This window comes from Pseudomonas sp. LY-1, from assembly GCF_053502595.1.
The window spans coordinates 2,558,439-2,585,387 of sequence record NZ_CP094353.1; the positions used below are offsets into that span (position 1 = coordinate 2,558,439).

Annotated in this window: 25 protein-coding genes, 1 tRNA gene and 4 pseudogenes; 20 read left to right on the forward strand and 10 right to left on the reverse strand. The window is 57.0% G+C overall.

What is annotated here, in order from left to right; genetic code table 11:
• Positions 1 to 37: 37 nt before the first annotated feature.
• Complete coding sequence (locus tag MOQ67_RS11835; RefSeq protein ID WP_017847073.1) at positions 38 to 460, forward strand: hypothetical protein; 423 nt, start codon at positions 38 to 40, stop codon at positions 458 to 460.
• A 143-nt stretch (positions 461 to 603) separates the two neighbouring features.
• Here the strand turns inward: MOQ67_RS11835 and MOQ67_RS11840 are convergent, their stop codons facing one another.
• Together MOQ67_RS11840 and MOQ67_RS11845 are read right to left on the reverse strand one after the other, a co-directional pair.
• Positions 604 to 1,680, reverse strand: a complete 1,077-nt coding sequence (locus MOQ67_RS11840) for a 3-deoxy-7-phosphoheptulonate synthase (protein ID WP_046384006.1) — start codon at positions 1,678 to 1,680, stop codon at positions 604 to 606.
• 338 nt (positions 1,681 to 2,018) lie between these two features.
• Complete coding sequence (locus MOQ67_RS11845) at positions 2,019 to 2,153, reverse strand: hypothetical protein (protein ID WP_256350929.1); 135 nt, start codon at positions 2,151 to 2,153, stop codon at positions 2,019 to 2,021.
• Positions 2,154 to 2,299: 146 nt separating this feature from the next.
• Between MOQ67_RS11845 and MOQ67_RS11850 the strand changes: the two genes are divergently transcribed.
• A complete protein-coding gene (locus tag MOQ67_RS11850; RefSeq protein ID WP_198717484.1) occupies positions 2,300 to 3,067 on the forward strand; it encodes a carbon-nitrogen hydrolase family protein in 768 nt (255 codons plus the stop codon).
• A 1-nt stretch (position 3,068) separates the two neighbouring features.
• Positions 3,069 to 3,515 (forward strand): GNAT family N-acetyltransferase, encoded by a 447-nt coding sequence (locus MOQ67_RS11855; protein WP_177032211.1) that lies wholly within the window; start codon positions 3,069 to 3,071, stop codon positions 3,513 to 3,515.
• Positions 3,516 to 3,570: 55 nt separating this feature from the next.
• Here the strand turns inward: MOQ67_RS11855 and MOQ67_RS11860 are convergent, their stop codons facing one another.
• On the reverse strand, positions 3,571 to 3,810 hold the full coding sequence (locus MOQ67_RS11860; RefSeq protein ID WP_046384003.1) for a DNA-binding protein: 240 nt from the start codon (positions 3,808 to 3,810) through the stop codon (positions 3,571 to 3,573).
• Between the two features lie 83 nt (positions 3,811 to 3,893).
• Between MOQ67_RS11860 and MOQ67_RS11865 the strand changes: the two genes are divergently transcribed.
• The 6 genes and pseudogenes from MOQ67_RS11865 to MOQ67_RS11890 all read left to right on the forward strand — a co-directional run.
• Positions 3,894 to 4,250, forward strand: coding sequence for a helix-turn-helix domain-containing protein (locus MOQ67_RS11865; RefSeq protein ID WP_046485884.1), 357 nt, complete (start codon positions 3,894 to 3,896; stop codon positions 4,248 to 4,250).
• A 165-nt stretch (positions 4,251 to 4,415) separates the two neighbouring features.
• A complete protein-coding gene (gacA, locus tag MOQ67_RS11870; protein WP_026140040.1) occupies positions 4,416 to 5,057 on the forward strand; it encodes a response regulator transcription factor GacA in 642 nt (213 codons plus the stop codon).
• 1 nt (position 5,058) lies between these two features.
• The gene (uvrC, locus tag MOQ67_RS11875; protein ID WP_017847080.1) at positions 5,059 to 6,882 is read left to right on the forward strand and encodes an excinuclease ABC subunit UvrC; all 1,824 of its coding nucleotides are present in this window, start codon (positions 5,059 to 5,061) and stop codon (positions 6,880 to 6,882) included.
• Positions 6,883 to 6,914: 32 nt separating this feature from the next.
• Positions 6,915 to 7,475 (forward strand): CDP-diacylglycerol--glycerol-3-phosphate 3-phosphatidyltransferase, encoded by a 561-nt coding sequence (pgsA, locus tag MOQ67_RS11880; protein WP_448675927.1) that lies wholly within the window; start codon positions 6,915 to 6,917, stop codon positions 7,473 to 7,475.
• Positions 7,476 to 7,538: 63 nt separating this feature from the next.
• Positions 7,539 to 7,614: transfer RNA gene (locus MOQ67_RS11885), tRNA-Gly, on the forward strand.
• Positions 7,615 to 7,836: 222 nt separating this feature from the next.
• A pseudogene (locus MOQ67_RS11890) lies at positions 7,837 to 8,841 on the forward strand (tyrosine-type recombinase/integrase); the annotation flags it as partial.
• Here MOQ67_RS11890 and MOQ67_RS11895 read toward each other — a convergent pair.
• Positions 8,803 to 9,354, reverse strand: a pseudogene (locus tag MOQ67_RS11895) (TIGR03756 family integrating conjugative element protein); the annotation flags it as partial. The pseudogenes MOQ67_RS11890 and MOQ67_RS11895 sit on opposite strands and share 39 nt — an antisense overlap.
• A 105-nt stretch (positions 9,355 to 9,459) precedes the next feature.
• Complete coding sequence (locus tag MOQ67_RS11900; RefSeq protein ID WP_034113464.1) at positions 9,460 to 9,714, reverse strand: helix-turn-helix domain-containing protein; 255 nt, start codon at positions 9,712 to 9,714, stop codon at positions 9,460 to 9,462.
• Positions 9,715 to 9,883: 169 nt separating this feature from the next.
• Between MOQ67_RS11900 and MOQ67_RS11905 the strand changes: the two genes are divergently transcribed.
• A complete protein-coding gene (locus tag MOQ67_RS11905; RefSeq protein ID WP_034113462.1) occupies positions 9,884 to 10,138 on the forward strand; it encodes a LasR-specific antiactivator QslA in 255 nt (84 codons plus the stop codon).
• 141 nt (positions 10,139 to 10,279) lie between these two features.
• On the opposite strand, the gene MOQ67_RS11910 is transcribed toward MOQ67_RS11905, so the two are convergent.
• The gene (locus MOQ67_RS11910) at positions 10,280 to 10,552 is read right to left on the reverse strand and encodes an HU family DNA-binding protein (RefSeq protein WP_034113460.1); all 273 of its coding nucleotides are present in this window, start codon (positions 10,550 to 10,552) and stop codon (positions 10,280 to 10,282) included.
• A 244-nt stretch (positions 10,553 to 10,796) separates the two neighbouring features.
• Between MOQ67_RS11910 and MOQ67_RS11915 the strand changes: the two genes are divergently transcribed.
• From MOQ67_RS11915 to MOQ67_RS11925, 3 genes are read left to right on the forward strand one after another with little or no spacing between them, the layout of a single operon-like run.
• On the forward strand, positions 10,797 to 11,846 hold the full coding sequence (locus MOQ67_RS11915; protein WP_372436608.1) for an HlyD family secretion protein: 1,050 nt from the start codon (positions 10,797 to 10,799) through the stop codon (positions 11,844 to 11,846).
• Complete coding sequence (rbbA, locus tag MOQ67_RS11920) at positions 11,843 to 14,581, forward strand: ribosome-associated ATPase/putative transporter RbbA (RefSeq protein ID WP_034113458.1); 2,739 nt, start codon at positions 11,843 to 11,845, stop codon at positions 14,579 to 14,581. Before MOQ67_RS11915 ends, rbbA begins: the two co-directional genes overlap by 4 nt.
• The gene (locus MOQ67_RS11925; RefSeq protein ID WP_014338726.1) at positions 14,582 to 15,697 is read left to right on the forward strand and encodes an ABC transporter permease; all 1,116 of its coding nucleotides are present in this window, start codon (positions 14,582 to 14,584) and stop codon (positions 15,695 to 15,697) included.
• A gap of 103 nt (positions 15,698 to 15,800) precedes the next feature.
• On the opposite strand, the pseudogene MOQ67_RS11930 reads toward MOQ67_RS11925, so the two are convergent.
• Positions 15,801 to 16,241, reverse strand: a pseudogene (locus tag MOQ67_RS11930) (hypothetical protein).
• Positions 16,242 to 16,514: 273 nt separating this feature from the next.
• Complete coding sequence (locus tag MOQ67_RS11935) at positions 16,515 to 17,159, reverse strand: TetR/AcrR family transcriptional regulator (protein WP_034113455.1); 645 nt, start codon at positions 17,157 to 17,159, stop codon at positions 16,515 to 16,517.
• Between the two features lie 359 nt (positions 17,160 to 17,518).
• Between MOQ67_RS11935 and MOQ67_RS11940 the strand changes: the two genes are divergently transcribed.
• The 6 genes from MOQ67_RS11940 to MOQ67_RS11965 all read left to right on the forward strand — a co-directional run bounded on the left by MOQ67_RS11940 (position 17,519) and on the right by MOQ67_RS11965 (position 24,006).
• A complete protein-coding gene (locus MOQ67_RS11940; protein WP_080570032.1) occupies positions 17,519 to 19,393 on the forward strand; it encodes an esterase/lipase family protein in 1,875 nt (624 codons plus the stop codon).
• Positions 19,390 to 20,391 (forward strand): Lnb N-terminal periplasmic domain-containing protein, encoded by a 1,002-nt coding sequence (locus MOQ67_RS11945; RefSeq protein ID WP_034113453.1) that lies wholly within the window; start codon positions 19,390 to 19,392, stop codon positions 20,389 to 20,391. Before MOQ67_RS11940 ends, MOQ67_RS11945 begins: the two co-directional genes overlap by 4 nt.
• A gap of 142 nt (positions 20,392 to 20,533) precedes the next feature.
• On the forward strand, positions 20,534 to 21,571 hold the full coding sequence (locus tag MOQ67_RS11950; protein WP_014338731.1) for a zinc-dependent alcohol dehydrogenase family protein: 1,038 nt from the start codon (positions 20,534 to 20,536) through the stop codon (positions 21,569 to 21,571).
• Between the two features lie 32 nt (positions 21,572 to 21,603).
• Positions 21,604 to 21,762: a hypothetical protein gene (locus tag MOQ67_RS11955; protein ID WP_155717231.1), complete on the forward strand. Its 159-nt coding sequence runs from the start codon at positions 21,604 to 21,606 to the stop codon at positions 21,760 to 21,762.
• Positions 21,763 to 22,176: 414 nt separating this feature from the next.
• A complete protein-coding gene (locus tag MOQ67_RS11960; RefSeq protein WP_014338732.1) occupies positions 22,177 to 23,664 on the forward strand; it encodes a DASS family sodium-coupled anion symporter in 1,488 nt (495 codons plus the stop codon).
• A gap of 126 nt (positions 23,665 to 23,790) precedes the next feature.
• Complete coding sequence (locus tag MOQ67_RS11965) at positions 23,791 to 24,006, forward strand: YgdI/YgdR family lipoprotein (RefSeq protein WP_014338733.1); 216 nt, start codon at positions 23,791 to 23,793, stop codon at positions 24,004 to 24,006.
• Between the two features lie 144 nt (positions 24,007 to 24,150).
• Here MOQ67_RS11965 and MOQ67_RS11970 read toward each other — a convergent pair whose 3' ends face one another.
• A complete protein-coding gene (locus MOQ67_RS11970) occupies positions 24,151 to 25,848 on the reverse strand; it encodes a SulP family inorganic anion transporter (RefSeq protein ID WP_014338734.1) in 1,698 nt (565 codons plus the stop codon).
• Positions 25,849 to 26,194: 346 nt separating this feature from the next.
• On the opposite strand from MOQ67_RS11970, the gene MOQ67_RS11975 reads away from it, so the two are divergent.
• A complete protein-coding gene (locus MOQ67_RS11975; RefSeq protein ID WP_014338735.1) occupies positions 26,195 to 26,467 on the forward strand; it encodes a LasR-specific antiactivator QslA in 273 nt (90 codons plus the stop codon).
• A 130-nt stretch (positions 26,468 to 26,597) separates the two neighbouring features.
• Here MOQ67_RS11975 and MOQ67_RS11980 read toward each other — a convergent pair.
• Positions 26,598 to 26,869: pseudogene (locus tag MOQ67_RS11980) on the reverse strand (HU family DNA-binding protein).
• Between the last annotated feature and the right edge of the window lie 80 nt (positions 26,870 to 26,949).

Below are 26,949 nucleotides of genomic sequence, written 5' to 3' on the forward strand. Positions count from 1 at the left end.
CTCTCACTCAACGAGCACAGCCTGCCAGGGGTTTGCCATGCCGAACAAAGCACTGACCATCCTGATTGCCGATGAACAGCACCTGCAACGGTTGTATATCGAAAAAATGCTCAACCGGTTGGGGTATCACCGGATTGTGCCGGTGCAAACCTTTGAAGAGGTCCAGATCCTCACGGCGATCCCGGCCGAACCCTTTGATGTGCTGATCGTCAATGCAGGCTTGGCGGCCCACGCCGGTGGGCCGCAGGCCCAGGTGCGCCACGTTCTGGTCTACGATCACTTGGACCTGGGCGTACCCGTCGGCTTGACACCGCAGGTACTGGTCCGCTTGCCCGGCGTACCGGATAACATCAACCTTGAGCACTTCATGGACATCATCGACCCACCTGAGGCCGCCGCGGGCTTGCGCGTATTGCCCTGGCTGCGGGAATTATCGCGCACGCCGGTGGCCGGGGTTTAGTTCCGCGTCGGCGCGATGCCTTTGGGGCTGTCAGGTGCAGCTTGTCGGCAGCGCTCAAGGTCAGTTACAGGGCCTTGAGGTTGCTCTCCAGGTTGGCGGCCGTCCGGCTTGCCCGCGCTTTGCAGGCAGCCGGTGTCCATTGCTCAGCCGATGGCGTGTTCGCGCAAGCGTTGAGCTGCGCTGCGCAACAGCTGCTCGGTGCTGTCCCAGCCCAGGCAACCGTCGGTCACCGACACGCCGTATTTCATCGCCGGGCCCAATGGTTGGCAGCCTTCGAACACGTGGCTTTCGAGCATCATGCCGATCAGCGAAGTGTCGCCCTGCAGGCGTTGCTCCAGCACTTCATTGAACACTGCCGGCTGACGCAGCGGGTCTTTGCCACTGTTGGCATGGCTGCAATCGACCATGATCCGCGCGGTCACCTTGGACTTGGCCAGGTCCTGTTTCACCTGGGCCACGCTCTGCGCATCGTAGTTCGGGCCACGGTGACCGCCGCGCAACACCAGGTGGGTGTCGGGGTTGCCCGGGGTCTGGATGATCGCCGGGTGGCCCTGGCTGTCGACGCCGAAGTGCCGGTGCGGGTGGGACGCCGAGCGCATCGCATCGCAGGCAATGGCGACGCCGCCGTCGGTGCCGTTCTTGAAGCCGACGGGCATGCCCAGGCCGCTGGCCATTTCGCGGTGGATCTGCGACTCGGTGGTGCGTGCGCCGATGGCGACCCAACTGAGCAGGTCGTCGAAGTAGCCGGCGGCCATCGGTTGCAGCAACTCGGTGGCGACCGGCAGGCCCAGGCGCAGCATCTCACGCATCAGTTCGCGGGACAGGCTGAGGCCGGCGGCCATGTCATCGCTGCCATCCAGGTGCGGGTCGTAGGCCAGGCCTTTCCAGCCAATGGTGGTGCGCGGTTTTTCGACGTAGGCGCGGATTACCAGCAGCATCTGGTCGCTGACGTCCAACGCCAGTTTCTTCAGGTTGCGTGCGTATTCCATGGCCGATTCCGGGTCGTGGATCGAACACGGACCGACGATCACCAGCAAACGTGAATCTTCGCCATTGAGAATGGCGCGCACGGCTTGGCGATGGGCGTGGATTTGCTCATTGAGGAATGGGCTGAGAGGTAACTGGTGCTTGAGTTCAAGGGAACTGGGCAAGCGCAGGGTCAGCGCTTCATTGGCGCTGGTCAGGGTAGAAACGGGCAGAGCGGCGACGGAGGAGTTCATCTTCAAGGCTTCCTGGGCAAGCGGCGGGCGATTCCCGCACGCTCTGCCCTACTGGGGTGTTCGACAATTGGCCGTAGTGGCTACGTGTGTTGGCTTGCCACCGATAGGTGACCGATCGGAGGCGGCAGGCTGTCCCGAGCGGAGCTTGCTAAATCGCCATGCAGTGCTGGTGTCGTAGCGGTAATAGGTGGCGTAGTTCATGTCGTGATTCCTTTAAATGGTCTTGATCAAACAAAGTGTTCAGGGCTGAAAAAACAAAACCCCCGATCGGGGAGCCGACCGGGGGTTAGATTTCTTTGGTAGGCGACCCCTTGAGCAGTGGGCGCCGATTTCAGGTATCAGGCGCGCCAGTGGCTAAACCAATACCCAAAATAAAAGCTGACCAGTGCGCTCAAACCGTTCACACGGGTAGCCGATACCGAGCGCGAGGCGCTGGCAGCAGGGCAAACCTGGGTGTGGGTGAGTTGCAACATGGTGGCTCTCCAAATGATGGTGGCAGCTTACTAGAGGCGCACGGGTGGATTCAATCGGTAATTTCTATTGTGTGGAGGTACTTACGACTATGGGGGGAGTGCCGATATGCTGGTGGCCACTCAATAATGCTTGCCGGGACGCGACCATGACTGCCTTGACCCTTGCCGCTGCTCAATCCATTTCCATCGCCGGCGACGTACCGGCCAATATCCTGCGGCACCTGGCGTTCATGCGCGCCGCGGCTGAGCAGGGTGTGCAAGTGCTGGTGTTTCCGGAGCTGTCGTTGAGCGGGTATGAGCCGTCCTTGGCGGCTGAGCTGGCAATCGCCCCCGAGGACGCGCTGTTGACGCCGCTGCGCGAGATGGCGCGGGAGCTGCGCTTGACGGCGGTGGTGGGCATGCCGATCCGCTTGGCGCCAGGGGCGGGCGTGTCGATCGCCGCGTTGGTGCTGGGAGCAGACGGTTCGCTTGCGGTTTACACCAAGCAGCATCTGCATCTCGGCGAAGAGGTGGCGTTTGTCGCGGGGCAGGGCGGTGACGTGCTTGAGTGGCGGGATGATCGGATCGCGCTGGCGGTCTGCGCCGACTTTTCCCACGCCAGCCATGCACGTCAGGCTGCGCAAGCGGGCGCCACTGTATACGCCGCCGGTGTGCTGATCAGTGAAGGCGGCTACGCAACGGACAGCGCGTTGCTCCAGGGCTACGCCGCCGAGCATGGCCTGGTGGTATTGATGGCCAATCACGGTGGCCCCTCGGGCGGCTGGGCGTGCGCGGGACGCAGTGCTATCTGGGGCGCCGATGGGCAGGTGCTTGCCGCCGCGCCGGGGGGGGGCGACGCGCTGGTCATTGCCCGTCGCGATGGCGGGCGCTGGACCGGTCAAGCGGTAGCACTGTGGGCTGAAGGGGCGCGATGACATGACGTTTCACTTGCGCGCGGCGACTGACCAGGACCGCTCATTTGCCCGGACGCTGACCTACGAAGCCATGCGCGGCTACTACGCGCAATACCGTTTGCTGTGGTCCAACGATGGTTTCGACGTGGCCTGGGCGGGGCGCGAGAATTGGCTGATCTGCAGCGACGATACCGTGGTGGGCTTTATCAGCCTGAGTCGCGACAGCCAGGCGCTGTACATTCGCGAGTTGCATATTCTCGAACCGTTCCGTGGCCGTGGAGCAGGCAGCTGGGTACTGGAGCAAATGGCGCTTAAGGCGTGCGGTCAAGGTCGCGGTCTTTTACGGTTGACCGTGTTTAAAACCAATCCGGCAAAAAGGCTTTATCAGCGCAAGGGTTTGCAAGTTGCGGGTGAGGAAGCGTGCTTCTGGTGCATGGAACGCGATTGTCGGTCCATGTCCGCAGACTAATAAGTGACTCATTTGCGCAAAACAGGCACAACGGCTTAATAAGCGCATACTGAACCTAGGGCAATATTTCTTGTTCCTGCCTCAGAGGCTCATTCTCGGCAAGGATGATGCCTTCTTTCATGCCCAGAAGGACCGCTACCTTATGGGCCTCTCCCCGCCGTCCTTTCTTGCGCCCAGCGAGCACCTGATACGTGGTTGCCGGGTCGACACCGTGTTCCCGGGCGAACGCTTGAACCGACTTACCTTGGTGTTCAAGCCAAGCCTTGGCTTGTGCAGCAGTACGAATTCCGGGCATAGTTCAAAACCGTTCAAGTTTGTGTAACCAAGGGATCAGCGTATCACCTCTTGGGGTGTGCCAATTTAGGATCATACATCCAAATGAGTGGAATCGGTTTGCGTCTAAGGCAGGAAAGAGAGCGGCTTGGGTTGTCGCAAAAAGTGTTTGGTGAAATTGGAGGCGTTGAAGCGAACGCACAAGGCAAATACGAAAACGGCGGGCGGGCGCCGAAGGCCGATTATTTATCGCGTGTGGCCGAAAGAGGCGTGGATCTTCTGTACGTATTAACAGGCGCTCCCACGCCGGCGCAAATGGATAACTTGAGTCAGATCGAAGAAAAGGTGCTGGGCAACTATCGGGCGATGTTCAAAGAGGACCAGGATGCAATCAGGCGGTTGACCTCTACCCTGGCCGAGCATTCGCTGACGATGAAAGTGAACGGCAAATTAAAGCTGTAGCCCAGGATTCCTGACCTTTCCCCCAGGAAACAGCGCTGCTCGTCGTTCGACGGGCACGCTCTTCGCCCTCAAGCGCTATATATATGACACTTGCAACTAGGTCTGCGCCTTGGTTTTTTGCTAAGGTGTTCAGCAACCTATAAGACCATATCGCGAGGTGTCTGCTTGATTAGGGTGCTAGTAGTCGATGACCATGATCTCGTTCGTACAGGCATTACACGAATGCTGGCTGACATCGATGGCCTGCAAGTAGTCGGCCAGGCTGAATCGGGTGAAGAGTCCCTGATCAAGGCCCGGGAGTTGAAACCCGATGTGGTGTTGATGGACGTCAAGATGCCTGGGATCGGCGGCCTTGGCGCCACTACCAAATTGTTGCGCAGCCACCCGGACATCAAAGTCGTGGTGGTCACCGTGTGCGAAGAAGACCCGTTTCCTACACGTCTGCTGCAGGCGGGGGCGGCGGGATACCTGACCAAGGGCGCAGGCCTGGCGGAGATGGTACAAGCCATTCGCCTGGTATTTGCCGGCCAGCGCTACATCAGCCCGCAGATCGCGCAGCAGTTGGCGATCAAGTCCTTCCAGCCCACCAGCGATTCGCCGTTTGACGTGCTGTCGGAGCGTGAAATCCAGATCGCCTTGATGATTGTCGGCTGCCAGAAGGTGCAGGCCATCTCCGACAAGCTGTGCCTGTCCCCCAAGACCGTCAACACCTACCGCTATCGCATTTTCGAGAAGCTCGCCATCAGCAGTGATGTTGAATTGACCCTGCTCGCGGTGCGCCACGGCATGGTGGACGCCAGCGCCTGACATGACCACACCGTTTGATCCGAGTGCCTTTCTCTCGACCTGCAGCGGCCGCCCCGGCGTGTACCGCATGTTCGACAGCGAGGCGCGCCTGCTGTATGTGGGCAAAGCCAAGAACCTGAAAAACCGCCTGGCGAGCTACTTCCGCAAGACCGGCCTCGCGCCGAAAACCGCGGCCCTGGTGGCGCGTATCGCCCAGGTCGAAACCACCATCACCGCCAACGAAACCGAGGCGCTGCTGCTTGAGCAGACGCTGATCAAGGAATGGCGGCCGCCTTACAACATCCTGCTGCGTGACGATAAATCCTACCCCTACGTGTTTTTATCTGACGGCGACTTCCCACGCCTGAGTATTCATCGGGGCGCGAAGAAGCAGAAGGGCAAATACTTCGGACCTTACCCCAGCGCCGGTGCGATCCGCGAAAGCCTGAGCCTGCTGCAAAAGACCTTTTTCGTGCGGCAGTGCGAAGACAGCTTCTACAAGAACCGCACCCGGCCGTGCCTGCAATATCAGATCAAGCGTTGCAAGGCGCCCTGTGTCGGCCTGGTTGAACCGGCGGAGTACGCCGAGGATGTGCGCCATTCGGTGATGTTCCTCGAAGGGCGCAGCAACGCCCTCACCGACGAACTCTCCGGCGCCATGGAACAAGCCGCGAGCACCCTGGATTTCGAGCGAGCCGCCGAGTTGCGCGACCAGATCTCCCTGCTGCGGCGTGTGCAGGACCAGCAAAGCATGGAGGGCGGAACCGGCGACGTCGATGTGATCGCTGCGTTCGTCAACCCGGGTGGCGCCTGTGTCCACCTGATCAGTGTGCGTGGCGGTCGGGTGTTGGGCAGCAAGAACTTCTTCCCGCAGACCGGGATCGACGAGGAGGTCGCTGAAGTCATGGCCGCGTTCCTGGGCCAGTATTACGTCAGCAGTCCCGAGCGCGACTTGCCGTCGGAACTGATCGTCAACGTGGTGCATGAAGACTTCCCGACGTTGATCGAGGCCATCCACGCGTTGCGTGGCCGTGAACTGGACATCAGCCACCGCGTGCGCGGCACGCGGGCGCGCTGGCAGCAACTGGCCGTGACCAACGCCGAGCAGGCCCTGAGCGCACGTCTGGCGAATCGACAGCACGTGGCCGCGCGCTTCGAGGCTCTGGCCGAAGTCCTCAACCTTGACGAACCGCCCCAGCGCCTGGAGTGTTACGACATCAGCCACTCCAGCGGCGAAGCCACGGTGGCGTCCTGCGTGGTGTTCGGGCCGGAGGGGCCGATCAAGTCCGATTACCGGCGCTACAACATCGAAGGCGTCACCGCCGGCGACGACTACGCCGCCATGCACCAGGCCTTGACGCGCCGCTTCAGCAAATTGAAGGAGGGGGAGGGCAAGCTCCCCGATATTCTGCTGGTGGACGGCGGCAAGGGCCAGCTGTCCATGGCTCGCGACGTGCTCAACGAACTGGCGGTGCCCGACCTGATCCTGCTCGGCGTGGCCAAGGGCGCCACGCGCAAGGCCGGCTTCGAGACGTTGTACTTGAATGATGCCGCCCATGAGTTCACGTTGAAGGGCGACTCGCCTGCGCTGCACCTGATCCAACAGATCCGCGACGAAGCCCACCGTTTCGCCATTACCGGCCATCGCGCCCGTCGCGGCAAAACCCGGCGAACCTCAACCCTGGAAGGCGTGGCCGGAGTAGGCCCGACACGCCGACGCGACCTGCTTAAACATTTTGGTGGCTTGCAAGAGCTCTCCCGTGCCAGCATTGACGAAATAGCCAAAGCACCCGGTATCAGTAAAAAGCTCGCTGAGTTGATTTATGCAAATCTGCACAGCGAGTAGAATGCCTTCTCACCTCGCAGCCAGTTGTGCCGATGAATATCCCTAATCTGATCACCGTTCTACGCGTCCTGCTTATCCCAATTTTCATTTTGTTGTTCTATTTGCCTTACGAATGGAGCTACATGGCCTCCAGTTCGGTGTTCGCCGTTGCGACCGCCACCGATTGGCTCGACGGCTACCTGGCCCGACGCCTGGAACAGAGCACGCCGTTCGGCGCGTTCCTCGACCCGGTGGCCGACAAACTGATGGTGGCCGTGGCCCTGGTGCTGCTGGTGCAGGAACACGGCAACCTGTGGCTGACCTTGCCGGCTGCGGTGATCATCGGCCGCGAGATCGTCGTTTCGGCCCTGCGCGAATGGATGGCCGAAATCGGCGCCCGCGCCCACGTCGCCGTGTCGAACATGGGCAAATGGAAAACCGCCGCGCAAATGCTCGCGTTGGTGATCCTGCTGGCCAACCCGTCGGACTTTTCCTTCTGGGTCTTGCTGGGCTACGCCTTGCTGCTCATCGCTGCCGGCCTGACGCTGTGGTCCATGCTCCAGTATTTACGCGCTGCCTGGCCTCATCTGCGCACCACTGTTGAAAAAAAATAAAACTTTTTTGAATCAAGGGGTTGACGGGTGCTGAGGATTCTATAGAATGCGCCTCACCAAGACGCGGGAATAGCTCAGTTGGTAGAGCACGACCTTGCCAAGGTCGGGGTCGCGAGTTCGAGTCTCGTTTCCCGCTCCAAATATTGCGCTGCAGAGTTCCACTGAATTCTGTAAGTGATTGAAATCAGGGCCTTTAGGCCCTTTTTTCGTTCCAGCGGGAACCACTGAAATCCAGCACTATCCGGTGCGTTTAAGTCCAGGATTGAGTCCAGAATCCTGACGCGTACCGAATCGGTTTGATGCTGGAGCAGTTTGCGCAACGAGATGAGCATCTGGCCCTGACTCTGTTCAGGAGCTCGCGATGGCACTCTCAGAAATGACAGTTCGGCACGCCCGAATCACCGGTAATGACTACACCCTCGGCGACAGTGATGGTCTCACACTCAATGTGACGGCCAGGGGCGGAAAAGTCTGGCTCTTCCGCTACTACTGGGCAGGCAAGCAGAAGCGCATGTCCCTCGGTAGTTATCCCCAAATTGGGCTTAAAGAAGCCCGTACCCGTCGTGATGAAGCCCGTACCTTGGTTGCCCAGGGCATCAATCCCTATGAGCATCGCAAACAACAGCGGCTTGCTGTTCGTTTTGCGACAGAGCACACCTTCGAGGCCGTGTTCAATCAGTGGGTAGAGTTCCGCAGGCTAAGCCTGAAGGAAGGGCGGCAGAGCACGCTCTCGCAGATCTTGAGAATCTTCAATAAAGACGTCCTGCCCACCCTGGGCGGGCGGTCCATCTATGATATCAATCGTCACGATCTGCTGGATTTACTGAGCAGGATCGAACAGCGCAAGGCCTTAACGACAGCCGAAAAATGCCGGACCTGGTTCAACCAATTGTTCCGCTATGCGCTGGTGAAAATCGAGGGGCTGGAACACAACCCAGCTTCAGATCTTGACGTTGTCGCACTCCCCAAACCTCCGGTTACGCACAACCCATTTCTTCGTATGGACGAGCTTCCGGGATTGATGGCTGCTCTTCGAAATTACGGTGGCGCCAACCAAACTCGGCTTGGCCTTCGGTTGTTGCTGCTGACCGGTGTTCGCACGGGCGAATTGCGGTTGGCAACACCCGATCAGTTCGATCTGGAGAAGCGCTTGTGGATCATACCAGCGGAAGTGGTGAAACAACTTCAGCTAGCGATGCGGAAGCCAGGTAAACAGACCCAAAATGTACCGCCTTATATCGTGCCGCTGTCGGTACAGGCGCTGGAGATCGTGCGTCACTTGCTGGACCAGGTTGTCCCTGCGCAACGCTACTTGTTTGCGCATCGAAGCGACCTGAGCAAGCGCATCAGTGAGAACACTCTGAATGCCATGGCGCCAGGCCAGTGTGTCCAGGGTGCTCAGGTAATAGGGCATGAACGCAGTAGCGCCGCTGGCGCAGGCGTAGCCGGATTGAGAAGCCAATTGCGTGGCGGCCCAGCCACCGGGGTGACCTATGCCATCAACGTTTTTGAAGCGAGGCAAATTGTCGCGGTGGGTGTTCGGGGTGATCAGGTTGCCGCCCCCCTCCGCACCGCTGATGGGAGCGGAGAGGGTGGCCATCTCGGTCCAGGGGTTATTGCCCGTGATGGCACAGCTCGAGACCACGAGTTCAGGAATGAAATGACGAACCTTGGTCGAGGTTTTGACTGTGCAGCCGAAGGGCGTGCAGAGCAGCCAGAAACAAATACCGACGACCCTGTAGGCGAGGCAATTTGGCGAAAGCACAGAGGCGGTGATGCTGCCAGTATCCAGCGCCATGCTTGGGCCGCACGCCAGCAGGATGCTTAGCGCCAGGGGCCGTAGCTTTGTGGGCGAAATTGACGAGCAGGCAACAGGCATGATCCAGGCTCTCGGTGTATGGCCTGGGCAGGTTCGATTACGGACTGAAGGCTGTCAGTGGAAATTATGAAGGCGGACCTATCGGATTTGTGAGTCGTGAGACTATTATTTGACGTGAAGGGCGCTGCGCAGAGTATCGGGTTCTGCAAGTAGCTGATCCGTGGTGATTTCGAGAATATTGGCGAGCTTGCACAGGACCAATAGCGACGGATTGCCCGTGCATCGTTCTATTTGACTGACGTAGGTGCGATCCACCTCTGCCATGAGCGCCAATTGCTCTTGGGTAAGGTTTTTCACGCGTCGCATCAGGCGAATGTTTTCCGCCAGATGCAGACGAAGCTGTTCGTAGTCTTGAGTCATGCGCGCAAATTGCGCCTAGAGGGACTCTCAATCCACGGGGTATAGTCTACATTGACATTGATCTAGGCCATTTTATGCTCATGCCTGTTATCGAGCGTTCATTTGGTTTCGTTAAGATTTTCGAAGCTGGGCCCAGCGTCTAACAATAAATCAGAAATCCAGGGTGCGTATGAACGAAAACTACCTTTCAATTCCCGCTGCGGATGGTTGTCCAAGTCTTTTGACACCTTGGGGCAGCGAGTTTGCCCCGATGATCGAACGTGGCGTGCAATGCGCTCAGGCTTGGCTTGATACGCCCGGCGAGATTCCCCTGTGGTGGGCGTTGGCGCAAACCCGCAAGACCTTTGCTGTCGGTGACCGCCAAGATGCTTTTGAGGCTGGATTCCTGTTGAGGATTCAGCAGCGATTAAATTGTGCCGAATGAACGATCTGAGGAAAACGACGTTTAAGCAGGCTTCGTATGGATGACATGGACAGTTCCCTGTGTCCGGCAAGCGTGTTCGGCTGCTGAAGCCCCAATACCAGCGCTCTCACAGAGTTGGTATTGGGTAATCGCCGCCGGCGTCTAGTTAACCGCGCCTTTCAGCGACTTACCGGCTTTGAAACTAGGCGTCTTCGCGGCTGCGATCTTGATGGTGCCCCCAGTTTGAGGGTTGCGGCCGTCGCGCGCTGCACGCGCTTTCACCGCAAAGGTACCAAAACCAACCAAGGTGACGTTCTCACCACTTTGCAACGCAGTGGATATGATGGTTGTGAGGGCTTCCAGTGCGCGCCCGGCATTAGACTTCGGGAGGTCGGTGGAGCTCGCTATAGCCTCGATCAGTTCGTTTTTATTCATGTGCGACTCCTTCTGCTGGCTGAATGTTGACGAGTAAATCTACTTAGATAGTTCTGGCAAACCTGCCAAAAATTTCTAGCGGAATACTGATCCAGATCAGTTTATGCGCTTGATGTGCCTGATAGCCTCAAATAAACGTGCGCGATTTTTTTACCGGCCAGGTTTGGTGGGCAGGCGCTCCGGGAGCGCCTTTGTGATCGAATGTTAAGGAAGAGTGATGCACTTGGCAGGCAAGAAAAGCGCGATGAAGTTTGTGCTGGGCGGGGTGATTGTCGTCGGCTTGGGGTTCTGGGCCTGGATGGAGCTTCGACCATCCGGGCTGGGTGAGGGTTTTGCCAGTGGCAATGGACGCATCGAGGCCACTGAAATCGATGTGGCCACCAAGTTGGCGGGGCGCATACTGACCATTGATGCGGATGAAGGCGACTTCGTTCAGCCTGGCCAGGTGCTTGCTACCATGGATGTGCAAGTGCTTGAAGCGCAATTGAAACAGGCCCAGGCCCAGGTACGGCAGGCCGACAATGCGGTGCTAACCGCCAGCGCCATCGTTCAGCAACGCCAGAGCGAAAAGCAGGCTGCCGAAGCCACTGTCAATCAGCGGGTTGCCGAATTGACCGCCGCGCAAAAACGCTACGGACGTACCGATCAACTGATCAAGTACAACGCCGTGGCTCGTCAGCAGTTGGACGACGATTTAGCCGTGCAGCAAAGCAACCAGGCGGCGGTGGCTTCGGCCAAGGCTCAGGTCTGGTCGGCCGAAGCAGCGATTATTGCCGCCAAATCCCAGGTCATCGAAGCGCAGTCTAGCGTTGAAGCGCTCAAGGCAGGGGTTGATCGGTTGCAGGCCGATATCGTTGACAGCCAGCTCAAAACCGACCGCCAGGCGCGGGTCCAGTACCGAGTGGCACAACCTGGCGAGGTGTTGGCCGCCGGCGGCAAGGTGCTTAACCTAGTAGACCTCAATGACGTCTATCTGACCTTCTTCCTGCCCACGGCCCAGGCTGGGCGCGTGGCGCTGGGCTCTGACGTGCGGCTGATTCTGGATGCTGCGCCACAGTATGTGATCCCTGCGCAGGTCAGTTATGTCGCCAGTGTGGCGCAGTTCACGCCCAAGACCGTGGAGACCAGCAGTGAGCGGGAAAAGTTGATGTTTCGGGTCAAGGCGCGGATTGATCGCAAGCTGCTGGAAAAACATCTGAATCAGGTCAAAACTGGCCTGCCCGGTATGGCGTACCTCAAGCTGGATACCGATGCACAATGGCCGGCTGAACTTCAGATCAATGTGCCGCAATGACCGCGCCTCAAACCACCGTCGCGCAGCTTGCCGGAATAAGCCTGCACTACGGTAAGCAATGTGCGCTGGACGACGTGACGCTGCAGATACCGGCTGACTGCATGGTTGGGGTGATCGGCCCCGATGGGGTTGGCAAATCCAGTCTGCTGGCACTGATTTCCGGTGCGCGAAAACTGCAACAGGGCTCGTTGCAGGTGCTGGATGGCGACATGGCCAATGCCGGGCACCGACGTCAGGTATGCCCGCGCATTGCCTACATGCCTCAGGGCTTGGGCAAAAACCTGTACCCCACTCTGACGGTATTCGAAAACCTGGATTTTTTCGGCCGTCTGTTCGGGCAGGGGCAAGCCGAGCGCAAGCGACGTATCGATGATTTGGTACGCAGCACCGGCCTCGATGGCTTCACCGATCGCCCAGCGGGCAAACTCTCCGGAGGCATGAAGCAGAAACTGGGCCTGTGCTGTGCGTTGATCCATGATCCTGACCTGCTGATCCTTGACGAGCCGACTACTGGCGTCGATCCCCTTGCGCGCAATCAGTTCTGGGAGTTGATCGCGCGCATTCGCAGCAATCGTCCCGGCATGAGCGTACTGGTGTCCACTGCCTACATGGACGAAGCTCAGCGCTTTGACTGGCTGATGGCCATGGATGCCGGTAGGGTATTGGACACCGGCTCGCCCGCTGAGCTGCTGGAGCGCACCCACAGCGAAAATTTGGAGCAGGCTTTTATCGCCTTGCTTCCAGAAGAAAAGCGCCGTGGCCATCACACGTTGGTCATTCCGCCACGTAAAACCCAAGGAGCAGAAGCTGCTGTGGCGATTGAAGCCCACGGCCTGACCTGTCGCTTCGGGGATTTCGTCGCCGTGGATCATGTGGATTTTCGTATCGAGAAGGGCGAGATTTTCGGCTTCCTGGGCTCCAATGGTTGTGGCAAGTCCACCACCATGAAGATGCTCACTGGGTTACAGCCCGCTACCGAAGGCAAGGCTCAGCTGTTCGGGCAGGATGTCGACCCCAAGGACATCGAGACTCGACGCCGCGTGGGCTACATGTCTCAAGGCTTCTCGCTGTATGGCGAGTTGAGCGTTTTGCAGAACCTTGAGTTGCACGCGCGCCTATTTCATCTACCCAAGGAGCGGCAGGGCCAGCGTATCAAAGAAATGCTTGAGCGCTTTGACCTGGTTTCCGTAGCCGACAGCTTGCCCAATGATCTGCCTCTGGGCGTCAGGCAACGTCTGTCGCTGGCGGTGGCGGTTATCCATAATCCGGAAATTCTGATCCTCGACGAGCCGACCTCCGGTGTCGACCCAGTTGCGCGGGATAATTTCTGGGAGTTGCTGATCCAGTTATCCCGGGAAGAGGGCGTGACGATTTTCATCTCCACGCACTTCATGAACGAAGCGATGCGTTGCGACCGAATTTCGATGATGCATGCCGGTCGCGTACTGGACAGTGACACGCCGCAAGCCTTGATGGACAAGCGTGGTTTACCAACGCTGGAAGAAACCTTTATCGCCTACCTGGAGGATGTCGCGGCCCCGCAAACAGTGGCTGAGGCCCCAGCGGCCGTCGCGCAAGCAGCGGATGCTGTCAGGACCGTTCGGCAGTCGCGCTTCAGCTTGTCCCGCCTGCTCAGTTACAGCCGTCGCGAGGCCATGGAGTTACGCCGTGATCCGGTCCGCGCCACGCTTGCGCTGCTGGGCACCGGGCTGCTGATGCTGATTATAGGCTATGGTATCAATCTGGATGTAGAGAACCTGCGCTACGCAGTGCTTGACCGCGACCAGACGGGATCCAGTCAAGAATATATCCTCAACCTCTCCGGCTCGCGTTACTTCACCGAGAAGCAGGATCTGCGCGATTACGACGACCTGGATCAGCGCTTGCGAAGAGGTGATATAAGCCTGGCGATAGAGATCCCGCCTGGCTTTGGCCGTGACCTGAAGCGCGGCAGCCATCCCGAGGTGAGCTTCTGGGTCGACGGTGCCATGCCGACCCGGGCTGAAACCATCAAGGGTTATGTGGCCGGGATTCATGCCAGTTATTTGCAGCAGCGTTTGCTGGAAACGACTGGCACGGCGTCCGGCAGCCCGGTGGACATCGCCTTGCGCTATCGCTACAACCCCGATGTACAGAGCCTTCCGGCGATGGTTCCGGCGGTGATCCCGCTGTTGCTGATGCTGATCCCGGCCATGCTTACCGCCTTGGGTGTAGTCCGGGAAAAGGAGCTGGGTTCAATCACCAACCTGTATGTCACGCCCGTGACGCGTTTGGAGTTCCTTCTGGGCAAGCAATTGCCCTATATCGCCCTGGGGATGATCAATTTTATTCTGTTGTTGCTGCTGGCGGTGATGGTCTTCGGTGTCGCAGTCAAAGGTAGCCTGCTAACTTTGATCATCGGTGCCTTTTTTTACCTCATTTGTTCCACGGGTATGGGGCTTTTGATGTCGTCTATCCTCTCCAGCCAAATTGCGGCGATTTTCGGCACTGCGATCGTCACGCTACTGCCCGCGATTCAGTTTTCCGGGTTGCTCAATCCGGTGTCATCCCTGGAAGGCGTGGGCACGCTGGTCGGCAATATGTATCCGACCAGTCACTTCCTCACCATCAGCCGTGGGGTGTTTTCCAAGGGGTTAGGGCTGGCGGATCTGTACGGCTATTTCATCCCGTTATTGATTGCCATCCCGCTGCTGACGCTGTTCAGCGTCGCCGGCCTGAAAAAGCAGGAGAAGTGAGTGTCCAGTCTCTCCAACATCCTGCAATTGGGCATCAAGGAACTGCGTAGCTTGTACCACGACCCGGCGTTGCTGGCGCTGATCGTATTCTCGTTCACCCTCGGTGTTTACTCGGCTGCCACCAGTGTGCCGGAGACGCCGCACCGGGCCAGCATTGGGATCGTCGATGAAGACCGGTCGCAGGTGTCCAACCAAATCATCAACGCGTTCCAGATGCCGTACTTCCTCAAGCCGGTGGATATCGACTACTCCCAGATCGACCGTGGCATGGACTCGGGCGTCTATACCTTCACGCTGAATATCCCCGCGCGCTTCCAGCAGGACCTGCTTGCCGGGCGTAAGCCGACGATACAGGTCAACGTCGATGCCACCCAGATTAGCCAGGCGTTTTCTGGGGCTGGCTATATCCAGCAGATCATAGGCACGGAGGTGGCCGAGTTTCTCAAGCATTACCGCGCTGTCACGGCCGACGAGGTCGTGTCGGTGGTCCATATGGAGTTCAATCCGAATTTGATTTCCAGCTGGTTCGGAGCGATCAACGAGGTGATTAACCAGATCACCATGCTATCGATCATCCTCACCGGTGCAGCGCTGATTCGCGAGCGTGAGCACGGGACCATCGAACATCTGTTGGTCATGCCCATCACTCCGTTTGAAATTATGGTGGCCAAAGTCTGGTCAATGGCACTGGTAGTGCTGGCAGCAGCGGGGTTGTCGATGTTTTTTATCATCGAGAAGTGGTTGCAGATTCCTATCAATGGCTCGCTCGCACTGTTCCTGGCGGGCGCTGCTTTGCATTTGTTTGCCACCACATCGATCGGAATTTTCTACGGTACCCTGGCCCGCTCGATGCCCCAGTTGGGGCTGTTGATCATCCTGACGCTGATTCCTTTGCAAATCCTCTCGGGAGGTATGACCCCCCGTGAAAGCATGCCCGAAGGGGTGCAGAACATCATGCTGGCGGCACCCACCACGCATTTCGTCGAGCTCAGTCAGGCGATTCTGTTTCGTGGTGCTTCATTGTCGATCATCTGGCCGCAGCTACTGGCGTTGGTGACGATTGGCAGCGTGTTCTTTTTCGTCGCGCTTTCACGCCTGCGCAAGTCCTTGAATTGACGATCGCGTGCGTTGGCGCGCACGCGACGCTTTGTCCAATGGGCCTAGCGTCTACGCTGGACTCCGCCGTTGGGCATTGCCTGGCACACGAACCCGAGCCCAATCAGATGCCCACCTGGGTTATATGCCAAGCATCCAGGGCGCAACCCCGCTCTTCATTGCTGGGCTCGACCACCACGGTGACCCGGCTGGTCGGACTCGAAATCACCGCATCCAGTTCGATGCCCAGATACTCTAGGCTCGCGCACATGCGTGCCCGAATCGTTGCGTTGTGTTCGCCGACGACAGCGGTGAACACCAGTACGTCCAGGCCGTCCAAGGTCGCCAGCAGCGCGCCGGCTTCATGCAGGAAACGGCACATTTATAAGGCAAGGGCCATGGCTGCGCGAGGTTCACCGGCTTCTACCTCAAGCAGTTCACGCGGGTCGCTGGAAATTCCGGAAACCCCCAGCAGGCCTGACTCGTGGTAGAGCTTATGGCTGACTCTTTCCAGGCCCAGCTTCCAGATTTCCATGAGGAAATCACCGCGCCGGGTCCATCGCATCGCCGCGCATGCCCAACATCAAGCCGTCTAGCGCCGAGAAGCCAATGGTCGTGGCGAGGAGAATTGCTGATGCGGCTGGAGGCATGACGGTGGCCTTACTTTCGCAGTTGGAGAGCAGAAATCTGCGCCTCATTCGCTAGTAATAACTTGTGTTTGGTTAGTAAAAAGGCAATTAAAAGGACCAGACTGTCTGGCTTTGGTATCGATGGCACAAACAACCCCATCTGCGGGCAGCGATATCAAACGGTTACGGCTTGGGACACAGCGGGACGCTCAGATTTCCTGCTGAAGAAGTACCCTCCACAACGATTTCATACTGGATGAAAAGCTTTCTGAACTGAATGCATTACGCCCAAACTGCCCGACGAAAGATCGCAACGAAACCGTCAGAGCAATGGCACCAGAAACATTATAAAAAAACAGATGGGGGTCGACGTTTTTTAGAAAACCATCAGCGACAGCATGCTCAACAATGGGTAGCAACACTTCTTGGGCGGGCCCTATGAGACGCTCATAAACATAAAGGAATCTTTCGTGCTGCTGCGCGACTTCCTTGATCACGAACATCGATATTTCAGGTGATGCAGCTGAAAAATCAATCATCTGGTCGACGGCAAACAGCAGTCGCTGCATGGATGTCTGGTTAGCGGGATCGAAGGGCTCGTGTGGTCGGCTCAGTTGCACGACAAACTTATCTGCGATGTCGTCTACGACAGCCTTCCAAAGCTCGAGTTTTGTGCCGTGCCGGTGTGATATCAGAGCCACGTCGACGTTTGCAGTGGAAGCGATGCGCCGCAGACTAGCGCCTTCGAAGCCGTGCGCTGCAAACGACTTTAGGGCCGCCCGAATGATGGCATCAGGTTTGATCTCATTGGCTTTCGGTGGTCGGCCTCGCCGTTTGGTGAGTTCGGTGTGCATTGGTTCAAATACCTTGGTCTAGACGGGTTGGTTGACATGCAGAGCCAAGCAGGGATTTAATCAGCGATCGATGAATAAATTTTCATGATGGGCTAATCGTAGCATTTGAGCTGTGATGCGTCTTACATGCGACGGCTGCTCTCGATCGGGGCTCAACCATCGTTATTCAGTGTGGACGTCGAGGCGAGTCCTCTTTCCCGTTTTCGCAGAACGATTAGCCAAATGGCCTGATAGCAACGTCTTCCGCCGCACGGCGGATGCGCTCATTTTCGTTAGTTCACTAGTAAGGTCTTTTTGTGTCGTTGCAACAATTGAATGGCTTGGCTCGTATCTGTCCTGGAGCAATGTTGGTCGTACTCATGATCGCTACCGTCGGTTGCGCCGGGGTCAAGGTCAATGCCGTTGATAATCGCGATTATCTCTCGCTTCGTCGTGGCGATGCGCTGACGTCAGGAAAGCTCAGTGTCGCCGCGCGTACCTCGCTACAGGTCGCCGGAGTTGCCGAAAAAGACTGCAGTGAGAACCCAAGTGCCTGCCGTGAACAGGTGCGTCTTAACGCAGGGTTGGGCGAGGAACAGCGTCTTTCCACGCTGTCTGAATTATGGCTACAAGAGGCTCAGGATTCGCGCAGTTCGTTAAGTGCCGAAGGCCGTACCGATGCTTTTTTGGAGAGCGCACGTTATGCCTACGCTTATCTGTTCCTGACAACTAGATCGCCCAGTCAGAGAGCTTTGGAAGACCGTCAATCACAGGTGCGCGATTACTACAACTTTTCCGTCCAGCAAGCACTCAGTGAGTTGTTCGAACGGTATCGCGGTCGTCCGCCACAGGCCGAGGATGACCGGGGGAATTTCCGGCTACGTGCAGGACGCTGGACGGTGTTCGGACGTATGGAAAATGTGCGTCTGGCCAATGAACGTTTTTTGCCACAAGAATTGATTCCTGCCGCCTCATTATCTTTTGCAGGACTGCGCAACCAGTATCGCCGTGATGGACTCGGTGCTGAACTAGTGGCTGTCACAGCGAAAAAGGTGGTTAACAGCGACAGCGACGAACAGTCCTGGAGCGAAACGCCTTTTCCAGCGGTGACCGCAGTCGCTCGTTTTCCAGGCCAAACCCTTGAGCAGGTGTTAGCCACCGATGAGGTCGAAGTGCTGGCCTACGACCCGTATCACCAAGACGCTGTGACGCTTGGCGGCATTGAAACGCCGTTGGCGGCCAACTTCACCTCGGGCTATGGTTTGTGGCTAGCGCGTTCCGGTTTTGCGCGTCAATCGTTGCTTACGTTGGTAGGGAGGGGGGATGTCCTGAAAAAGCCCCATCTATATCTCTTGCAGCCGTACGACCCAGAGCGCCATGTCGTGATCATGTTGCATGGTTTGGCAAGTAGCCCCGAGGCCTGGATTAACGTTGCCAATGAAGTCCTCGGTGATGAACACCTGCGACGCAATTACCAAGTGTGGCAGTTGTACTATCCGACGAACCTGCCGCTTGCGCTAAACAATGCCACCATCCGTAGCGTCATTGAGGAGACGTTGCAGCATTTCGATCCCGAGGGAACAGCGCGGGCCAGTCGTGACGTGGTTCTGGTAGGTCACAGCATGGGTGGTGTCCTGTCGCGCCTTATGGTATCGACGTCTGGAGCCGGGGTGGGAGATACGTTGTTGGCCAAGTACAAACTGAATGATCGACAACTGGCGGCTGCACACAAAAATCTAGATCCGTTTCTGAAGTTCTCGCCTTTGCCTCAGGTCAGCCGCGCGATTTTCGTCGCCGCTCCGCACCAGGGTACGCCGTTCGCCGAGAATCGCATTTCACGTTGGGCAGCCGGACTAGTACAGTTGCCGGTGTCGGTGCTCGATCGGTTCAAGCAATTGGGACAATTGTTGGTGATGCCTGGCAGTGCCTCCTCAGCCGCTATGGTGCGTCCGCTAAACAGTATCGACAACTTGAGCAATCATGATCCGCTTGTAATGGCGGTGGCAGATCTTCCTATCTCCCCAAAGGTGCAGTATCACAGCATTATCGGTAACTACACGCCGTCTATTGCGCTGACCCTTTCTGACGACGGAGTAGTGCCCTATAGCAGCAGCCATCTGCTCGGTGCGCAATCGGAAAAAATAGTGTCCTCAGGTCATAGCGTGCAAGAAACCCCCGAAGCAATTATCGAGATTCGCCGTGTCCTTCAACAGCATCTTGCAGATATGAAAGACTCCCCAGGGAGGCGCCAATGAGACCTGTGCGTAAGGTTATCGACCTATTGCTGCGCAGCCTGCTGACCCTGATAGGTACCGTTCTTATCGCCTGGGGTGCACTGGCGTTGAGTTATCGACTGCCATTGCCGTTGTGGGCCTGTAATGCAGTGATCTTCGTATGGTGTCTATGCGGAATAGGTTTTGCGGTACTGACATGGAGCACAAGGCCCTGGCGAGCCGTTCTCGGTTACGCCGTATTACTGGCAACTATCGGAGTCTGGTGGGGTACGCTCACACCGTCGAACGAGCGCATCTGGGCAGACGATGTCGCGCAGATGACCTCCGGGAAACTTGAAGGCAGCCGGCTGACAATGAGCAATGTGCGCAACTTCGAGTGGCAGACGGATGAAGATTACCGTGCCCGTTGGGAAACACGTGAATATGACCTGGAGCACTTGTCTTCGGTGGACCTCATCACTTCGTACTGGGGGATGCCTGCCATAGCCCACATCTTGGTGTCGTTCGGTTTCGAGGATGGTAGGTTTTTGCTGTTCAGTGTCGAAACCCGTAAGGAAAAGGGCGAGAGCTATTCTGCGATCAGCGGATTTTTCAAGCAGTACGAAGTCAGTATTCTGGCGACCGATGAACGTGACGCGTTGCGGGTTAGAACCAACGTGCGCGGTGAGGACGATTACCTCTATCGTATTGTGTTATCGGCGCCCCAGCGCAAAGCATTGTTGTTGTCCTACGTTGAGCAGGCCAATGATTTGCTGAGTCACCCGCGCTTTTACAATACCGTCAGCGCCAACTGTACCAGCATTGTTTTCGACATGATGAACACCATTGTGACAGGGTTGCCGATGGATTACCGGTTGCTCCTGACCGGTTACCTGCCTGGCTATGTTCACGATGTCGGTGGCCTGCAGCCGGCTTATTCGCTTGAAGCACTGCGAGAGGTCGGCCGCATCACTGAGCGTGCGAAGGAGGACTCCACAGGGTTTTCCGCGAGGATCCGTGAGGGCGTGCCGGGTTGGTAATCCTTTGATTTATTCAATGAGTGATGATTTAATTGGGCCAGCCTTTACTTTGCCGGTCAGGGAATACTCAGTGCCTCAAAGAAGGCCGCCAGTCCAGCACGTGCGCTCCATCCTGATGTTCTATCGGATAAAGGAAGACACTATGAAAGCCCTCGTCTATCAAGGTCCTGGCATTAAAGACTGGACCGACAAGCCTACCCCTGTCATCGATAAACCTACTGACGCCGTTATTCGTTTGTTGCACACCACAATATGCGGCACTGACTTGCATATCCTCAAGGGCGATGTTCCTGCGGTTACGCCTGGACGGACCCTTGGCCATGAAGGGGTTGGCATTGTCGAGACGGTCGGCTCGGCTATACGCAATTTCAAACCTGGTGATCATGTGCTGATCTCCTGTGTGACCTCTTGTGGCAGTTGCGCCAACTGTCGGCGTCAGATGTATTCTCACTGCGCTGACGGCGGCTGGATTCTTGGCCATATGATCGATGGAACTCAGGCTGAATACGTCCGCATTCCGCATGCCGATAACAGCCTTTATCCGGTTCCTGCGGGTGCGGATGAGGAAGCCCTGGTGATGCTGAGCGATATCTTGCCCACAGGGTTTGAAATCGGGGTCTTGGCCGGCAAGGTCAAGCCTGGTGACAGCGTGGTGATAGTCGGGGCGGGGCCGGTGGGTATGGCGGCATTGTTGACGGCTCAATTCTATTCTCCGGCCATGCTGATCGCGGTCGACGGTGATAGCAATCGCCTGGAGGTTGCCAAACGTTTCGGTGCCACCCACGTGATCGACATCAAGACCGAAAATGCTATCGAGCGTATCTTTGAATTGACCAATGGCATTGGTGTGGATGTCGCAATTGAGGCGGTGGGAATTCCAGCTTCTTTCGATACTTGTCAATCGGTGATAGCCCCAGGTGGCCATATTGCCAACGTGGGAGTGCACGGTAAGAGCGTGGAGCTACATCTGGAAAAGCTATGGATCCAAAACATCAACATATCCACCGGGTTGGTGAACACCAACACTACCCCGATGCTGATCAAGACGGTGCAAGCTGGCAAAATCGATGCGGGCCGGTTGATCACTCATCGCTTCGCACTGAATGACATACTTCAGGCTTACGAGGTCTTTGGCAACGCGGCCCAGGAAAAAGCGATCAAGGTCATTCTCAGCCAGTAACACCCGTCCGCCTCGCATTGCAGGAACTACGCATGGCGATCCAGACCAGCGGATTGTTGCTGGTGCTTAAGGCCGGTTCCTCAAGCTTGAAGTCATCTCTGTTTGGCGGCATAGCCTATGAGCAAATTAACCTCTGGCTCAGGGGCAGGGCCACCTGGATCGGCAGGGTGGGACCGGATGTAGTGCTGTAGTGCGCGGGGAACTTGCTGACAACCGAGGCGGGAGTAGCTTAGTGGCTAATGTAGAAACTGGTATCCGCGAACGAGGCGCGCTTTCATGTATGGGGGATCTCATCACGTGAGCACTACAACACCATTCTGGTCGTGTTAAACAGCATGAGTCGCTATGAGTTCGCGATAGATAAGTTGTCTGCCTCTCGGCTGTTTTCCAGAGGCGGTATGGCATGAGCTATTTCGAAGCCGGTTGTGCAACCACGATGCTTTCCTCGCGAGCATTTCGAGGACGTGCCCAGGATCCGCAACCGGCACTGGACAGCTGACTACGGCCAGCCACAGTCCCCCATTTGTTAGGGCCAAGCGTGCGGCTGGACCTTTTCCGATGCGTGAGGCTGTTTAATTCCCTTTTACCGTTTTAGCGAGAATCCTATGAATGAAGGTGCCTCAACTGCTACCCCACAGCAACAGCTACGCTTTCCGCCGGGACTGATCGTCGCGGTTGTGGCCATGGTGATCGTGTTGTTCTTGCCGTTGCCTACGGAGTTGCCGGTAGCCGGACACCGTATGCTGGCCATCCTGGTGTTTGCGGTCACGGTCTGGGTGACCGAGGCGGTTTCATACGAGGCCAGTGCCATCATGATCACTTCGCTGATAGCGATATTGATCGGCACTGCACCAACCGTGCAGGCCCCGTCACTCACCTATGGTTCATCGGCTGGTGTTTCAATGGCACTCACCGGCTTTTCCAATCCAGCCCTTGCGTTGGTGGTTGGGGCATTGTTCATCGCTGCCGCGATGACTCATACCGGGCTGGATCGCCGCATAGCACTTGTGACCTTGACGAAGGTCGGGGCCAGCACACGGCGGATCCTGTTCGGCGCAATGCTGGTGATCGTGCTACTGAGCCTGGTAGTACCCAGCGCCACCGCGCGTAGTGCCTGCGTGGTGCCTATCATGATGGGGGTGATCGCCGCCTTTGGCGTGGCCAAGCGCTCCAATATCGCAGCCGGTCTCATGATAATTGTTGCCCAAGGTACCAGTATTTGGAACGTGGGTATTCAAACAGCTGCCGCACAGAACTTGCTGACGGTGGGGTTCATGGAGAAGATGCTGGACCAAAGAGTGTCATGGATCGATTGGTTGATTGCGGGGACTCCCTGGGCAGTGATCATGTCGTTAGTGCTGATTGTGGTGGTGCTGAAAGTGCTCCCCCCTGAAAGCGACAGGGTGCCGGGTGGATTGGCAGCAGTGAAGCAAAGTTTGGCCGAGCTTGGACCTATGACTGGTCCGCAGAAACGCTTGGGAGTGGTATCGCTGCTGCTTTTATTGGCGTGGGCAAGCGAAGGCCGGTTGCATTCGTTCGACACCACATCGACCACCTATGCCGGATTAGTCATTCTCCTATTACCGCGTTTCGGTGTGATGACCTGGAAGGACGTTCAGTCCCGTATTCCCTGGGGCACGGTGATCGTATTCGGTGTCGGGATCAGCTTGGGCACTGCGTTGTTGACCACACAGGCCGGGCAGTGGCTAGGTGCGCAGGTGGTGGAGCATACGGGGTTGGACAAGGTCGGTCCGCTGGGCGTTTTTGCGATACTCAGCGCGTTTCTGATCGTGATCCACTTGGGGTTTGCCAGTGCTACGGCTCTGACTTCGGCACTGTTACCCATTCTCATGGCTGTGCTCCTCACGCTTCCAGGCGAGTTCAGTCGCGTAGGAATGACTATGTTGCTCGGGTTCGTTGTGAGCTTCGGTTTCATCCTGCCCATCAATGCACCGCAGAATATGGTTTGCTTGGGAACCGACACGTTTACCCCCAAACAGTTTGCTCGGGTCGGTATTCTCATCACTTTGATTGGTTATGTGTTGTTACTGGTATTCGCCAGTACCTACTGGAGTTGGCTAGGCTGGATCTGAAGTGGGACTGCGGAGCTAATACGAAGTAACTACTCAGTAGAGTAGTAATTAAAACGCGCATAGTGACCAATTAGGTTAGTTAAATAGTCTTTGTGTTTTTTGAATCATCAATAATGGAGTTCTGTTATGAAATATGTAAAATACGTCACCTCTACGTTTGCATTCTGCGTATTGGCTGGCTGTGCCACCCCATCGTCGATTGTGCTCAACGACGGCCGCGAACTTCAAACGCTGGATGCGCCAAAATATGACGCAAAGAGTGGTTTCTATGAGTTCAAGCAATTGGATGGTAAATTTCAACGTATTAACAAAGACCAAGTACGGACGATCAAAGACCTGTAAGAAAACTCCACGATATTAGCCTTCGCTGGAATTGTCTGCGGGTGGCCCGCATTCCAGGCAGGTCCTGTTCAGTGCAATAGCCAGGGCAATGCCCTGGCTATTTGGCGTTCTCGAGATGCAAGCAAGGCTTAGCCCTTGTCGATTCTAAAGACCCCGTCCCTTGCTACTGCGATTACGCCACAACCGATAGGCTCTGATGCCCGAACGCACTGAACCAAATAACCTTTCGCCCTCCATCTCCCGCGCAAGTCCCGAACGTATCAGCATGCGCAGAAAACGCCCACGTGCACGGGCGATGCCGAAGTAGATGCCGCGCGCTTTCAGGGTATCGCACACCTCCCTCAGTGCGGCAATACCGCTGACATCTATCGAGCTGACCGCCTCAGCATCGAACAGCACCGCTCGCGGTTGTTCCTCATGCTGCACGGCCTCAAGCAAGCGCATCTTGAAGTAGTCGGCGTTGAAGAACAGGATGGCATCGTCAAAGCGATACACAACCAACCCCTGCACCGTGCGCGCATCCTTATGGTGGCGGATATCGACCTGGCCTTCGATACCCGGCACCCAGCCGAGCACCGCATCGGTGGGCTGGTAGATGCTTTGGAGCAAGCGCAGGATCGCCAGGGTCACGGCGATGATGATGCCCGGCAGTACGCCGACCCCAAGCACGCCGATGGTGGTCAGTACGCACAGCCAGAACTCAAAGCGACTGAGCTTGTAGATCTTTCGCAGTGACTGCACATCAATCAGTCCCCAGCCGGCCATCAGCAGGACCGCCCCCAAGGCGGCCTGCGGAATCCAGGCCAAGGGCGTGGTGAAGGCCAGTAGGATCAAAGCGATGACCGAAGCGGCGATGATCCCCACCAGCTGACTTTTACCGCCGACCATGTCGTTGACTGCGGTGCGCGAGTCGGCACCGCTGATGGCGAAGCCCTGAGAGACCCCGGCGGCGATGTTGGTAACGCCCAAGGCCAGGAACTCGTGGTTGGCGTTGATCGAATAACCATGGCAAGCCGCAAAGCTGCGGGCGGTGAGCATAGCGCTGCAAAAGCTCACGGTGGCGATGCCCAGGGCATCGCGTAGTAGACTTTTCATTTCTTCAAGATTGGTTTTTGGCCAAGCCAATTGCGGCATGCCCGCCGGCACCGGACCCAGAATTGCCACGCCAAAACGGTCGAGGCTAAACAGGCCGACGACCAAGGTTGCGACGGCCACCGTCACTAGCGCCGCCGGTAGGTGCGGGTAGCGACGTGGCAGCCAGATCAGCAAGGCCAGGCCTGCGACGCCGATCCCCAGCGTTGGCCAGTGAATGTCCCCCAAGCGCTGTAGCAGATTGATCAGGCTGAAGATGAAACCGTTGCCCTCGATCTGAAATCCCAGCACTTTGCCCAGTTGCCCTGCCAACAGGCTCAGACCGATACCGTTGAGGTAACCGATCAGGATCGGCCGCGAGAAAAAGCTAGCGATGAACCCCGCCCGTGCCAGGCCAGCACCGATCAGCATTAAGCCAACCAGAATCGTGACGATCACCGACAGTTGCGCCAGACGCGCCGGGTCGCCCATCGCCAGCGGCGCAATCGCCCCAGCGACCATGGCACAGGTAGCGGCATCCGGGCCGACCATCAACTGTCGCGAACTGCCGATCAGGGCGTAAACCATCATCGGCAAAATACATGCGTACAAACCGTACTGTGGCGGGAGGCCGACAATTTGCGCATAGGCGATGGCAATGGGTATCTGGATTGCCGCCACCGACAAGCCGGCCTGCAGATCATGTCGAAACCATTCGCGGCGATACTGCAACAGGTTGGCCAAGCCGGGCAACCAGCGAGAGAGAAACATGCATGGGGCCTTTCGAGTGGTGAGTGGTGGGCTATTGAAGCGCGCAAATATGACTGCTCATTTAGAGTATTAAATCATAAGCATCGCTTTTAGGTCTGCTTCAAGCGACGAAGGTCGCTTCACGAAACAAATCAAAGAAAAACTACTTCTTCGATTGCACGCCATCTAATATCGGCCTGTCAACTCCGCAAGTTGTTATCATTCAATTAATTGATTTTTTGTCCTGCTCAGTTGTCACCCAGGTTTTCACCATTGGCATCTCGGTTATCGAGCGTTTATTTGGTGCCGTTACGCTTTTCGAGGTTGGATTCCACGTCTAACAATAAATCAGACATCTAGGGTGGGTATGGACCAAAACTACATTTCAATTCCTGCGGCGGATGGTTGCCCAAGTCTTCTGACACCTTGGGGCAACGAGTTTGCCTCGATGATCGAACGTGGCGTGCAATGTGCTCAGGCTTGGCTTGATACGCCCGGCGAGATTCCCCTATGGTGGGAACTGGCGCAAACACGTACGACCTTTCCTGTTGGCGACTGTCAAGATGCTTTTGAAACCGGATTCTTGTTGAGAATCCAGCAGCGGCTAAGCAGTGTGTCACCCTGCCCAAATCAAAGCTGAGAAAAACGACGTTTAAGACGGGTTCATACACATGGCTTGGACGGCTCCCGGAGTTCAGCAAGCGTTTCGGCTGCTGAAGCCCAACGCCAGCGCTCTCGCAGAGTTGGTATGGGGTAATCGCCACCAGCGTCTAGTTAACCGCGTCTTTCAGCGAGTTACCGGCTTTGAAGCTAGGAATTTTCGAAGCAGCGATCTTGATGGTGGCCCCGTTCGAGGGTTACGGCCGTCGCGCGCTGCACGCGCTTTCACCGCAAAGGTACCAAAACCAACCAAGGTGACGTTCTCACCGCTTTTCAATGCAGTGGATATGATGGTTGTAAGGGCTTCCAGTGCGCGTCCGGCAGTGGATTTCGGGAGGTCGGCAGAGCTCGTTATGGCCTCGACGAGATCGTTTCTATTCATGTACGACTCCTTCTGCTGGCTGAATGGTGACGAGTAATCTACTCAGATAGTTCGGGCATATCCAGCACAACACCGCTCTC

Bases quoted from the DNA above. Each gene is read 5' to 3' on its own strand.
- pgsA (WP_448675927.1), top strand. From the start codon at position 6,915: ATGAATATCCCTAATCTGATCACCGTTCTACGCGTCCTGCTTATCCCA.
- MOQ67_RS11865 (WP_046485884.1), top strand. From the start codon at position 3,894: ATGAGTGGAATCGGTTTGCGTCTAAGGCAGGAAAGAGAGCGGCTTGGG.
- MOQ67_RS11835 (WP_017847073.1), top strand. From the start codon at position 38: ATGCCGAACAAAGCACTGACCATCCTGATTGCCGATGAACAGCACCTG.
- MOQ67_RS11965 (WP_014338733.1), top strand. From the start codon at position 23,791: ATGAAATATGTAAAATACGTCACCTCTACGTTTGCATTCTGCGTATTG.
- MOQ67_RS11975 (WP_014338735.1), top strand. From the start codon at position 26,195: ATGGACCAAAACTACATTTCAATTCCTGCGGCGGATGGTTGCCCAAGT.
- MOQ67_RS11860 (WP_046384003.1), bottom strand. From the start codon at position 3,810: ATGCCCGGAATTCGTACTGCTGCACAAGCCAAGGCTTGGCTTGAACAC.
- MOQ67_RS11960 (WP_014338732.1), top strand. From the start codon at position 22,177: ATGAATGAAGGTGCCTCAACTGCTACCCCACAGCAACAGCTACGCTTT.
- MOQ67_RS11845 (WP_256350929.1), bottom strand. From the start codon at position 2,153: ATGTTGCAACTCACCCACACCCAGGTTTGCCCTGCTGCCAGCGCCTCG.
- MOQ67_RS11970 (WP_014338734.1), bottom strand. From the start codon at position 25,848: ATGTTTCTCTCTCGCTGGTTGCCCGGCTTGGCCAACCTGTTGCAGTAT.
- rbbA (WP_034113458.1), top strand. From the start codon at position 11,843: ATGACCGCGCCTCAAACCACCGTCGCGCAGCTTGCCGGAATAAGCCTG.
- MOQ67_RS11900 (WP_034113464.1), bottom strand. From the start codon at position 9,714: ATGACTCAAGACTACGAACAGCTTCGTCTGCATCTGGCGGAAAACATT.
- MOQ67_RS11940 (WP_080570032.1), top strand. From the start codon at position 17,519: ATGATCGCTACCGTCGGTTGCGCCGGGGTCAAGGTCAATGCCGTTGAT.
- uvrC (WP_017847080.1), top strand. From the start codon at position 5,059: ATGACCACACCGTTTGATCCGAGTGCCTTTCTCTCGACCTGCAGCGGC.
- MOQ67_RS11840 (WP_046384006.1), bottom strand. From the start codon at position 1,680: ATGAACTCCTCCGTCGCCGCTCTGCCCGTTTCTACCCTGACCAGCGCC.
- MOQ67_RS11850 (WP_198717484.1), top strand. From the start codon at position 2,300: ATGACTGCCTTGACCCTTGCCGCTGCTCAATCCATTTCCATCGCCGGC.
- MOQ67_RS11935 (WP_034113455.1), bottom strand. From the start codon at position 17,159: ATGCACACCGAACTCACCAAACGGCGAGGCCGACCACCGAAAGCCAAT.
- MOQ67_RS11910 (WP_034113460.1), bottom strand. From the start codon at position 10,552: ATGAATAAAAACGAACTGATCGAGGCTATAGCGAGCTCCACCGACCTC.
- MOQ67_RS11915 (WP_372436608.1), top strand. From the start codon at position 10,797: ATGAAGTTTGTGCTGGGCGGGGTGATTGTCGTCGGCTTGGGGTTCTGG.
- MOQ67_RS11945 (WP_034113453.1), top strand. From the start codon at position 19,390: ATGAGACCTGTGCGTAAGGTTATCGACCTATTGCTGCGCAGCCTGCTG.
- MOQ67_RS11905 (WP_034113462.1), top strand. From the start codon at position 9,884: ATGAACGAAAACTACCTTTCAATTCCCGCTGCGGATGGTTGTCCAAGT.
- MOQ67_RS11955 (WP_155717231.1), top strand. From the start codon at position 21,604: ATGGCGATCCAGACCAGCGGATTGTTGCTGGTGCTTAAGGCCGGTTCC.
- MOQ67_RS11950 (WP_014338731.1), top strand. From the start codon at position 20,534: ATGAAAGCCCTCGTCTATCAAGGTCCTGGCATTAAAGACTGGACCGAC.
- MOQ67_RS11855 (WP_177032211.1), top strand. From the start codon at position 3,069: ATGACGTTTCACTTGCGCGCGGCGACTGACCAGGACCGCTCATTTGCC.